This window comes from Mesorhizobium sp. M1252 (assembly GCF_040318265.1).
Lineage (GTDB): Bacteria > Pseudomonadota > Alphaproteobacteria > Rhizobiales > Rhizobiaceae > Mesorhizobium.
Genome location: NZ_JAMYLX010000010.1, coordinates 257,680 through 267,471, shown reverse-complemented (window position 1 = coordinate 267,471; position 9,792 = coordinate 257,680). Strand labels below are relative to the sequence as shown.

Below are 9,792 nucleotides of genomic sequence, written 5' to 3'. Positions count from 1 at the left end.
AGGGAGTAGGGAGTAGGGAGTAGGGAGTAGGGAGTAGGGAGTAGGGAGTAGGGAGTAGGGAGTAGGGAGGTGGCGTCTCGACCAATCTTCTCTACTGACTACTGACTAATCCCTAATTCCTACTGCCTAATCAAATTCGTTCGCCGGCAAGCTCTTCCGAAATTGCCGCGACCTGGTCCTGGGCGCTGCGCATCATCGGATAGATGGTAAGCACCTTCTGCCAGGCTTCGAGCGCCGATTGCTTGTGGCCGGTGGCGGCCATGATCTGGGCCAGGCCGGAAAGCGCGCCGAAATGGCGTGGTTCCAGCTGCAGCGTCTGGTCGATGTCGGACATCGATTTCCCGAAATTCTTCATCATGTAATGGACGGTGGCGCGCCGGTTCCAGCCTTCGGCATATTTTGGCTGCAGGATGACGACCTGGTCGAGGAAGTCGAGGGCGACGTCGAACTTCTGGTCGTCCATCGCCTTTTGCGACCATTGCATCATCAGGTCGATCGAGGCGCTGCCGGACTGGAACCATTCGCCCCAGATGCGCCCGGCGATGCGCTCGGCCGCCTTTTCGTTGCGCTCGCGCTTCAGCTCGGCAAACAGTTGGTCGAGCCTGGCTTCCCTGGTCAGGGCAACCGGCGGCTTTGCCGGCGGATCGTCCGCCGACGCCGGAGCGACGCCGAAAAGAAACAGGGTCGCCAAAAATGCAAAAAGAATCCGCATCACCGGAATCTAACCCCGGACGGCGGATCGTCAAACTGAAATTAGCGTGAAAGTGCCTGGAACCAGGCAATTACCATCGTATGGACGGAGACAACGAGCCTCCGGCCGAACACTCAGCCCTGGCGCGCCTTGTAGCGTGGAGCGGTCTTGTTGATGATGTAGACGCGGCCCTTGCGGCGAACCAGCTGGTTGTCGCGGTGACGCGCCTTCAGCGCCTTGAGCGAATTCTTGATCTTCATGGTCTTGCCCGTCGGTCTGGGCCCTGTCCGGGCCGAATTATTAAGGCGCGCCTGAAAAGCGCGCCTTTGAACTTGCGGTGGCTCATAAACGAGGAGCCTTGCCCGTGTCAACCGCAAGCGTGCTGGATAGAGGCCGAGAATGGCTTTGGCCATCAAATATCCGCCATCTCGGCTCCACGCCATTGCGCGGCCGAAGGCGGGCTGGAATGGTGCGGCACCCGCAAGCCGATTTGGAGACCTCCATGCGCCTGTTGTTTGTGTCCGCGAGCCTTGCCGTTATGGCAGCCGCCTCCATCGCGCAGGCGCAGGAATGTGACCGCAACGACGACAGCCAGCAGATGATGAACATCTGCGCCGGCGAGGACTATCTGGCCGCCGATGCCAAGCTCAACCAGGCCTACAAGGATCTCGTCGGTCACAACGACGACAAGGGCAGGAAGCTGCTGCAGGTCGCGCAACGCGCCTGGATCGCCTTCCGCGACGCCGAATGCGCCTATACGACGACAGACAGCGAGGGCGGCTCCATCCATCCGATGGAGGTTTCACAATGCCTGACCGAACTGACGGACCAGCGCATCAAACAGCTCACCGCGGGCGCCAATTGTAGGGAAGGCGATGCGAGTTGCGCCAGCCCCGACGAGGACGGAGATCTGAACGACGAGCTGCAATAGGGGCTCGAGCCACGCCCTCGCGCAAAGTGCCGGAATGGCTTAGCTACGGCGGCTGATGCGCGTGAAATGGCCCATCTTGCGGCCTGGGCGCGCTTCCGCCTTGCCGTAGAGATGCAGCATCAGATCGGGCTCGGCGAGCAAAGCGGGTACGCGCAGCACATCGTCGCCGATCAGGTTTTCCATGACGCAGTTTGAATGCCGGCCAGGGTTGCCCAGCGGCAGGCCGGCAATGGCGCGGATATGCTGCTCGAATTGCGAAACGATGCAGGCGGCTTCCGTCCAGTGGCCGGAATTGTGCACGCGCGGCGCCATTTCGTTGGCCAGCAGCGTGCCATCGGCAAGAACGAAGAACTCGACGCCGATGACGCCGACATAGTCGAGGGCCGACAGGATTTTCGCTGCCGACCCGTGTGCCGTCGCCGCCGTCTCCAGCCTGATCTGGGCCGGCAGGGTCGAGGTATGCAGGATGCCGTCGCGGTGGACGTTCTCAGCCGGATCGTAGGCGGCGACCGCGCCGTCCAACCCGCGCGCGGCGATGACCGAGATTTCGCGCTCGAAAGCGACGAAGGATTCGAGGATCAGCGGCACATTGCCCATGGTCTCGCATGTGCCGGCAAAGCCGCCCGTCTCCATGTTGCGGAAGACGCGCTGGCCCTTGCCGTCATAGCCCATGCGGCGGGTTTTCAAGATGCCGCTGCCACCGAACTCTCTCAGCGCCGCCGTCAGCTCGTCGTCATTGTCGACGGAGCGGAAATCCGCTGTCCTGATGCCGATGCCGTCCAGGAATAGCTTCTCCGCCACCCGGTCCTGGGCGACTTCCAGCGCCCTGGGTGGCGGATAGACCGGGACCTTGGCGGCGAGCGCGCCGGCAGCCGCTACCGGCACATTCTCGAATTCGTAGGTGACGACGGCGCTGACTGCCGCCAGTTCGGCAAGGGCGTCCGCATCGTCATAGGCGGCGGTGATCTGGCGGTTGGCGACCTGAGCCGCCGGGCAATCGGCCTGCGGTTCGAGGATAATTGTGCGGTAGCCGAGGCGCGCTGCGGCAACAGCCAGCATGCGGCCGAGCTGGCCGCCGCCGATGATGCCGATGCTCGATCCCGCGGGCAGGCTCACGGCGCGTCCGTCGGTTCGGTGGCGACCCTGGCGGTTTGGGCGGCGCGCCAGGCATCCAGGCGGGCGGCAAGTTCTTCGTCGTTCAGCGCCAGCACGGCGGCCGCCAGAAGGGCGGCGTTGGCCGCACCCGCCTTGCCGATGGCAAGCGTGCCGACCGGAATGCCGGCCGGCATCTGGACGATGGAGAGCAGCGAATCCTGGCCGGACAGCGCCTTCGATTCGACCGGCACGCCGAACACCGGCAGCGGCGTCATCGCCGCCGTCATGCCGGGCAGGTGGGCGGCGCCGCCGGCGCCGGCGATGATCACCTTGTAGCCGGCCGCCTTGGCGCCCTTGGCGAAATCATAGAGGCGGTCCGGGGTGCGGTGGGCGGAGACGATCAGCCGCTTGTGCGGAATGCCCAGCGCCTCCAGCGTTTCGGCGGCGTGGCGCATCGTCGCCCAGTCGGACTGGCTGCCCATGATGATGGCGACGTCGGCGCGGTGGTCGGTCAAGCGCATGCTCCCGGCGGTAAAGGCGCGCCTTAGCGGAATTCGGGCTGGCCCGCAAGGATGGCGGCCGCCGCAGCCTAGTCCGGCCAGCGCAGGGCGCCGGATGAATCCTTTCGCGGCTGTCTCATCGCATCCGCCGGCCTGTCGGCCGCGGTGAGCACGGCGCGGAGGCGTTCGGCGACGATCTCGGCCTCGCCTGGGTGCAGGTTGCACGGGTCGAGGAAGAAATGGCCACGCTCGACTTCGTGGTTGCGCACGATGATGGGCGGCGATCCGGCCGCCAATGCCGAGGCGAGGCCGGCGGCACTGAAGCGGCTTTCGGGGGAGACGAAGATCTGCAGCCGGTCAAGTGGATTGGCGGTCGGGTCGGGAATGATGTTTGCGACGATGCCGGGTATTCCCTGCAGCGAATCCCTCCATAGATGGAGCGCCGCTTCCTCGCGTCGGCGGATGCCGGCATGGTCGCGCTTTTCCCAGGCTTCGAGCGCCGCGATGGTGCCGGCGATGCTTTCCTTGCCGACCTTCATGGCGCGGGCGACGCCGCGGTTCTGCAGATAGGCGGCGCGGACCAGATCCTTGCGGCCGGTGACGATGCCGCTGGTCGGCCCCGAAAGGAATTTGTGGCCGCTATAGACGACGATGTCGGCGCCGCGCGCCAGGAAGCTGCGCAGGTCATATTCGGAAGCCGCATCGACGATCACCGGCACGCCCCTGGCGTGGCAGATATCGCAGAATTCCTCAAGGGAAAGCATGCCGTATTGCACGGTGTGGTGCGCCACGACGTAGAGCGCCGCCGCCGTGCGCTCGTTGATAGCCTCGCGCACATGATAATCCTGCGTGACGCTGACCGTGCCGGCCGGAATGACCTTGGCGCCGGCGACGCGGATCGACTGGTCGATCGGTGCGCCGTAATTGACGATATGGCCAAGCTGGATGACGACTTCGGACTTCAGGCCTTCGGTGTCGTCGGGCAGCCGTTCGATCGCCAGCAAATTGGTGCCGGTCATTGCCCCGGCGATCGCCATTGTGATGCCTGAGGCGCAGCAGGCGGTGATGAAGCCGGCCTCGCCGCCGGTGAGGCGGGCGGTGATCACGCTTGCGGCGCGCTGCAGATCGTCCATCTCCACCCATTGCGAGGCGATCTCGGCCATGGCGCTGATCGCCTCGGGAACGATGATCGAGGCGCCGAGCGTCGTCATCGTGCCGGAGACGTTGATGATCGGCCGCAGTCCCAGCCGTTCACGGATCGTGGTGTTGGAGCCGGTGTCGGAATAGGTTTTCATGTTCAGCAATCCCTTGACGGTCAGGCGGCGATCTCGACGACCGCTTCGATTTCGACGGTGATGTTTCCAGGCAGCGAGCCGACCCCGATCGCCGAGCGGGCATGGCCGCCGATCTTGTCGAAGACGCTGGCGAACAGGTCCGAGCAGCCATTGACCACTTTCGGGTGGTCGCTGAAGGTCGGCGTCGCATTGACGAAGCCGAGCAATTTGACGACGCGCACGATGCGGCCGAGATCGCCGGCGGCGGCGTGCATGACGGCGAGCAGGTTGAGGCCGGTGAGGCGGGCATGCTCATAGGCCTGCTCGACGGTGACGTCCTCGCCGACCTTGCCGGTGCACAGCGTGCCGTCGGCGCGCAGCGGCCCTTGACCCGAAAGAAAGATCAGCCGGCCGCTTTCCGCATGGGTGACGAAATTGGCGATCGGCGTCGGCGGCTCGGGCAGCGTCAGGCCGAGCTCGGCGAGCCGGATGTAAGGCGTCATGGAAGAATTCTCCTTGGGCCGGCCTGTTGTTTTACGCAATTCCCAAGGGAAAGCGCTTCGCGCTTTTCCCGGGAAAACCGCTTACACTTTTCCTGGAATTGCTTTGGGCCGCCCATGTCAGAAATGCGAGGCGCGGAACCGCGCCAGGAAAGAGCGCAGGCGCTCATTGGTGGTCTCTTCGGCAAGGATCTCCTTCGGCGGGCCAACAGCGCTGACACCGCCATCGGCCATGAAGACAATGCGGCTCGAAGCGTCGCGGGCAAAGGCCATCTCGTGCGTGACCATCACCATTGTCATGCCGTCTTCGGCCAGGCTGCGCACAACGGCCAGCACCTCGCCGACCAATTCGGGATCGAGCGCGGAGGTGATCTCGTCGAGCAGCAGGATCTTTGGCTCCATGGCGACTGCCCGCGCTATGCCGACGCGCTGCTGCTGGCCCCCGGAGAGTTCCGCCGGCAGGCTGTCGGCCTTGTGGGCGAGGCCGACGCGGCTCAGCCAATGCTCGGCGATCTGGCGCGCCTCGGCCTTGCTCTTGCCGCGCACCTTGGTGAGGCCGAGCATGATGTTGCCGGCGGCGGTGAGGTGCGGAAACAGGTTGAAGCTCTGGAACACCATGCCGGTTTCGGCGCGCATATTGGCAAGGTCGCGCTCGCTGCGCCGCTGGCGCGCGCCGGCCTCACGAAAACCGACCTCCTTGCCGTCGATGCGGATCGAGCCTGAGTCGTAGCTTTCGAGAAAGTTGACGCAGCGCAGCAGGGTGGTCTTGCCGCTGCCGGAAGGGCCGATGACGGTGACCACCTCGCCCCTGTCCACCTTGAGGCTGACCGAGCGAAGCACCTCGACCGAACCAAAGGCTTTCGAGACCCCGGCAATGTCGAGAAGGGCAGCATTGTCGTTCGAGCTTGTGGCCATCGTGCTAGTCCCGGATGAAGGCAAAGCGCCGTTCCAGCCGCCGGCTGGCGTAGGAAAGCGCATAGTTGACGGCGAAATAGATCAAGGCGCCGAGGATGTAGAGCGGCATCGCCTCATAGGTGCGGCCGATGACCTGGTTGATCGCCTGCATCAGGTCGGTGATGCCGAGCAGCGAGACCAGGGCGCTGCCCTTGACCGCATCGGTGACGCCGTTGATCCAGGGCGGCAGGAAGCGCCGGAAGGCCTGCGGAAAGATGACGTAGGTGAGCCGCTGGCGGAAGGTCAGCCCAATCGCCATCGCCGCCTCGGACTGCCCTTTGGGAATGGAGCCGACGGCGCCGCGGAGATACTCAATGACCTGCGCGGTCTTGAACAAGGTGAGCGCCAGCACCGCCGCCGAGAAGGATTGCAGATGCAGGCCGATGGCCGGCAGGCCGTAATAGACGAAGAACATCAGCACCAGGATCGGGATGCCGCGGATGGTGTCGGAGAAGATGCGCACGGCCCAGCGCAGCGGCGCCGGGCCGTAGACCAGGCCGACGCCGAGCGCGACGCCGGCAATCAGCGACAGCACCACGACCAGCAGCGACACCCACAAAGTGATGGCGAAGCCCTGGGCGAGGAACGGTACGGCGTAGAGGATCTGGCTCAGCATGTCAGCGCGCAGCCCTGAACCGGCGTTCGACCAGCCGCAGTCCGAACAGCAGGGTGTAACCGGTCACCAGATACATCGCCGTCGTCACCAGATAGACCTCGACGATGCGGAAGGTGTTGAAGTTGATCCACTGGGCGCCGAAGGTGAGCTCGGGCACCGAGATCACCGAGGCGATCGACGTGTCCTTGAACAGCGAGATGAAGGTGTTGGACAGCGCCGGCAGCGTGATGCGCAGCATGGTCGGCAGGCGCACATGAACCAGCCGCTGCCACGGCGTCAGGCCGATGGCCTTGCCGGCATCGAGCTGGCCGCGCGGCACGGCTTCCAGGCCGGAGCGGAACACCTCGACCAGATAGGCGCCGCTATAGACCGACAGCGTCAGCACGAACGAGGTCGGCGCGTCGTAGGCGACGTCGATCACCGTCGGCAGGCCGTAGAAGACAAGATAGACGAGCAGGATCAGCGGCACGTTGCGGATGAATTCGACGTAAGCCGCAATGATGGCGCGCACCACGCGTCCGGCCGAGACATACCAGACCGCCAGCACCAGGCCGATGACGACGCCGATGGCAATCGAAATCACGGCAAGCTCGAGGCTGAGCAGAAGGCCGCCCCAGAGCTTGTCGAAATGGCGCCAGATCAGGTTGAAGTTGAGCGTATAGCCCATGCGTCTCCCGCAATAACCAAGGGGATGCGAACTAGAAGGCGGAAGGGCTAACCCTTCCGCCAGCACTTGTCAGACAACCGGGAAACCGGGATGGCGGGCCGGCGGCTCTTGGCCGAAATAGTCCTTGAAGGCGGCGTCGTAGAGTGCGGTCTCATGGCCGAACATGGCGATGGTGAAGGTCTGGTTGACGAAGGTCAGCCAGTCCAGGTCGCCCTGCCTGACCGCCGCGCCGTAGAGCATCGAGTACCAGCTCTTGCCGGCATCGAAATATTTGTCGGGGTTGCGCGAGGCCAGCCAGCGCACGGTTGAAAGATCGACAGCGGCGGCATCGGCGCGTTTCGATTCCAGTGCCTGCAGCACATTGGCCTGGGTGTCGATCTGCAGCACCTGCGCCTCCGGCAGGGCGTAATGGACCGAGCTTTCGGCATCGACATTCTGCAGGATCGAGATGCGCGTCGCCGAGCCGCCGGCGAGCAGCTTGTCGAAGGTCTTGTTTTCCGCAGTCGGCAGCGTCAGCAGGGCGACGCCCTCGACATAGTATGGCCTGGAGAAATGGATCAGCTGCGAGCGCTGCGCGGTCATGGTCATGAACTGGATGGTGATGTCGACCTTGTTGGTGGTGACATTGGGGATGCGCTGCGCCGGATCCTGCATGACGAACTCGACCTTGCTCGGATCGTCGAACAGACCCTTGGCCAGGATGCGGCCCATGGTGATGTCCATGCCGACCAGCTCGCCGGCATCGTTTTCGAAATGCCATGGCGCGTTGGTGCTGCCGGTGCCGACGATCAGCTTTCCGCGGTCAAGCGCGGTGCGCAGAACGCTGTCGGATGCGGCTTGTGCCGCCGCCTTTTCGGCGCTGACAGCGGTCATCACGCCCGCCGTTGCAAGCCCGGCCATGCCCAGTTTCAGAAAATCTCGCTTGGATGCGTCGTTCACTGCGACCTCCTGTTGTTTGAGTTCCCCTTACAGACACACGTGTCGCCGACCTGATTGTCTCTTACAATAGACACATGTATCCTATACAAGACAGATACTAACATCAGGAATCAGTTATGCAAGACAGCAATGGACTCACGGATCGGGCGGAGCTTGGTCCAGCCGGGAGCCCGACGCCCGACAAGACCTCCGGCTCGCGCGAGAAGGGCCTCAACCGGGTGCTGGAGATCCTGGACTTCCTGCATGTTACGCAGCGCGCCATCGGCATTGGCGATCTCGCCAAGGGGGTGAATGCGCCGCGCTCCACCACCTATACGCTGGTGCGTTCGCTGGTCGATGCGGGTCTCCTGGAGATGGAGGGCGACGGCAACCGGGTCTATTTCGGCAAGAAGCTCTACCTCTATGGAATGGACTATGTCAGGGGCAACGACCTGCTTAGGCGGGGCCGGCAGGAGGTCGACAATCTGTCGCGCGAGACCGGCGAGACCTCCGAATTGTGCATGCTGCAAAGCGGGCGCTATACCATCGTCCATTCCAGCCCCGGCACCAGGCCGTTCCGCATCAGCTCGGCCACCGGCCTGCAGATCCCGCTGCCATGGACGGCATCGGGGCGGCTGCTTCTGGCCGGATTGGAAAGGGCCGCCATCCAGGACATGGTCTCGGAAGACGACCTTTTGCTGCCCGACGGCCGCAGGCTGCAGTTCGACGACTTCGTTGCCGATATCGCGACGGCCAGAACGACCGGCTATTGCATCACTTCGGGGCTGGTCGACGCCTACACCAAATGCCTGGCCGCCCCTGTCTTCGCGGCCGCCGGCAAGGTCGAGGCGACGATGTGCCTGGTGGTGCCGATCGACACTTCAGCGGAGAAGACCGACGAATTGCTGACGTTGCTGCGCCATCGCGCGGCGCGGCTGTCGATAGCGGGGTGAGCAGTTAGGCCCCGAGGCCGTCGGCTAAGCGATGATGTCCGGAATGATCTTGTCTTCCAGCGCCATCAGCCGGTCCTTGAGGAAAAGCTTCTTCTTCTTCATGCGCTGGATCTGCAAGGGGTCGCAGCCCATGGCGATCATCGCATTGATGGCCGCGTCGAAATCGGCATGCTCCTGCTTCAGGCGGGAAAATTCGAGGCGGACATCGGCCTTTTCCTGGTCGGACATTCTCTACCGTCTGCATGTCTGCGGCGCCCGGCAATGGGCATGATTGGGCGGGGGCGGCATCAATTGCCGCCGGCGCGCAGCCAATATCACATATCACATTGTCGTGGAATGCTACCACGCAGCATTCGACATCGCAGCCGGATGGTGGCAGACTGTCATGGTGCCGTCACAGATGCGACCTGCGGTGGACGTGCCTTTGACGGCTGCAATCGAGGAAACCATGAAAGGGAGAACCAATCATGTCTCTTGCATCCCATCTTGATGAGTTGCAGCGGAAACACGGTGATATCGAACGCGAGATCGACGATGCGATGAACCATCCATCGGTCGACGACCTCGAAATCGTGAATCTGAAGCGACGCAAGCTGGCACTCAAGGACGAGATTGAAAAACTGAAGGCGAAACCGACGAGACACTGACGCCCTTCCAGGATTAGACGCGCCGCCTTGGCGCGTGACTATCGCT

14 protein-coding genes are annotated in these 9,792 nt (G+C 63.5%); 3 read left to right on the top strand and 11 right to left on the bottom strand.

Annotated features, from left to right (window positions below; genetic code table 11):
• Positions 1 to 130: 130 nt before the first annotated feature.
• Both NKH22_RS21525 and ykgO read right to left on the bottom strand, forming a co-directional pair.
• On the bottom strand, positions 131 to 712 hold the full coding sequence (locus NKH22_RS21525; RefSeq protein WP_352910853.1) for a tetratricopeptide repeat protein: 582 nt from the start codon (positions 710 to 712) through the stop codon (positions 131 to 133).
• A gap of 113 nt (positions 713 to 825) precedes the next feature.
• Complete coding sequence (gene ykgO, locus NKH22_RS21520) at positions 826 to 951, bottom strand: type B 50S ribosomal protein L36 (RefSeq protein ID WP_006327841.1); 126 nt, start codon at positions 949 to 951, stop codon at positions 826 to 828.
• A 242-nt stretch (positions 952 to 1,193) separates the two neighbouring features.
• Here ykgO and NKH22_RS21515 point away from each other — a divergent pair, with 242 nt between their 5' ends.
• Entirely contained in the window at positions 1,194 to 1,622 is a 429-nt protein-coding gene (locus tag NKH22_RS21515) for a lysozyme inhibitor LprI family protein (RefSeq protein ID WP_352910859.1), read from the top strand.
• 39 nt (positions 1,623 to 1,661) lie between these two features.
• Here NKH22_RS21515 and NKH22_RS21510 read toward each other — a convergent pair whose 3' ends face one another.
• From NKH22_RS21510 to NKH22_RS21475, 8 genes are all read right to left on the bottom strand, one after another.
• On the bottom strand, positions 1,662 to 2,738 hold the full coding sequence (locus tag NKH22_RS21510; RefSeq protein ID WP_352910850.1) for a 5-(carboxyamino)imidazole ribonucleotide synthase: 1,077 nt from the start codon (positions 2,736 to 2,738) through the stop codon (positions 1,662 to 1,664).
• On the bottom strand, positions 2,735 to 3,232 hold the full coding sequence (gene purE, locus NKH22_RS21505) for a 5-(carboxyamino)imidazole ribonucleotide mutase (RefSeq protein WP_023752880.1): 498 nt from the start codon (positions 3,230 to 3,232) through the stop codon (positions 2,735 to 2,737). Before purE ends, NKH22_RS21510 begins: the two co-directional genes overlap by 4 nt.
• Before the next feature lie 74 nt (positions 3,233 to 3,306).
• Positions 3,307 to 4,512 carry an aminotransferase class V-fold PLP-dependent enzyme gene (locus NKH22_RS21500; RefSeq protein WP_031197096.1) on the bottom strand — a complete coding sequence of 402 codons (1,206 nt, stop codon included), beginning with the start codon at positions 4,510 to 4,512 and terminating at the stop codon, positions 3,307 to 3,309.
• A gap of 20 nt (positions 4,513 to 4,532) precedes the next feature.
• Positions 4,533 to 4,994 (bottom strand): RidA family protein, encoded by a 462-nt coding sequence (locus NKH22_RS21495; protein WP_023673109.1) that lies wholly within the window; start codon positions 4,992 to 4,994, stop codon positions 4,533 to 4,535.
• A gap of 117 nt (positions 4,995 to 5,111) precedes the next feature.
• Positions 5,112 to 5,906, bottom strand: a complete 795-nt coding sequence (locus NKH22_RS21490; RefSeq protein ID WP_023673108.1) for an amino acid ABC transporter ATP-binding protein — start codon at positions 5,904 to 5,906, stop codon at positions 5,112 to 5,114.
• 4 nt (positions 5,907 to 5,910) lie between these two features.
• Positions 5,911 to 6,561 (bottom strand): amino acid ABC transporter permease, encoded by a 651-nt coding sequence (locus tag NKH22_RS21485; protein WP_023684027.1) that lies wholly within the window; start codon positions 6,559 to 6,561, stop codon positions 5,911 to 5,913.
• A 1-nt stretch (position 6,562) separates the two neighbouring features.
• Entirely contained in the window at positions 6,563 to 7,228 is a 666-nt protein-coding gene (locus tag NKH22_RS21480) for an amino acid ABC transporter permease (protein ID WP_023693641.1), read from the bottom strand.
• Between the two features lie 69 nt (positions 7,229 to 7,297).
• Positions 7,298 to 8,128: a transporter substrate-binding protein gene (locus NKH22_RS21475; RefSeq protein ID WP_023673105.1), complete on the bottom strand. Its 831-nt coding sequence runs from the start codon at positions 8,126 to 8,128 to the stop codon at positions 7,298 to 7,300.
• A 155-nt stretch (positions 8,129 to 8,283) separates the two neighbouring features.
• Here NKH22_RS21475 and NKH22_RS21470 point away from each other — a divergent pair, with 155 nt between their 5' ends.
• Entirely contained in the window at positions 8,284 to 9,099 is an 816-nt protein-coding gene (locus NKH22_RS21470; protein ID WP_023698476.1) for an IclR family transcriptional regulator, read from the top strand.
• Between the two features lie 24 nt (positions 9,100 to 9,123).
• On the opposite strand, the gene NKH22_RS21465 is transcribed toward NKH22_RS21470, so the two are convergent.
• Positions 9,124 to 9,327, bottom strand: coding sequence for a YdcH family protein (locus NKH22_RS21465; RefSeq protein ID WP_023673103.1), 204 nt, complete (start codon positions 9,325 to 9,327; stop codon positions 9,124 to 9,126).
• A gap of 239 nt (positions 9,328 to 9,566) precedes the next feature.
• Here NKH22_RS21465 and NKH22_RS21460 point away from each other — a divergent pair, with 239 nt between their 5' ends.
• A complete protein-coding gene (locus NKH22_RS21460; protein ID WP_023684024.1) occupies positions 9,567 to 9,746 on the top strand; it encodes a YdcH family protein in 180 nt (59 codons plus the stop codon).
• Positions 9,747 to 9,792 lie beyond the last annotated feature (46 nt).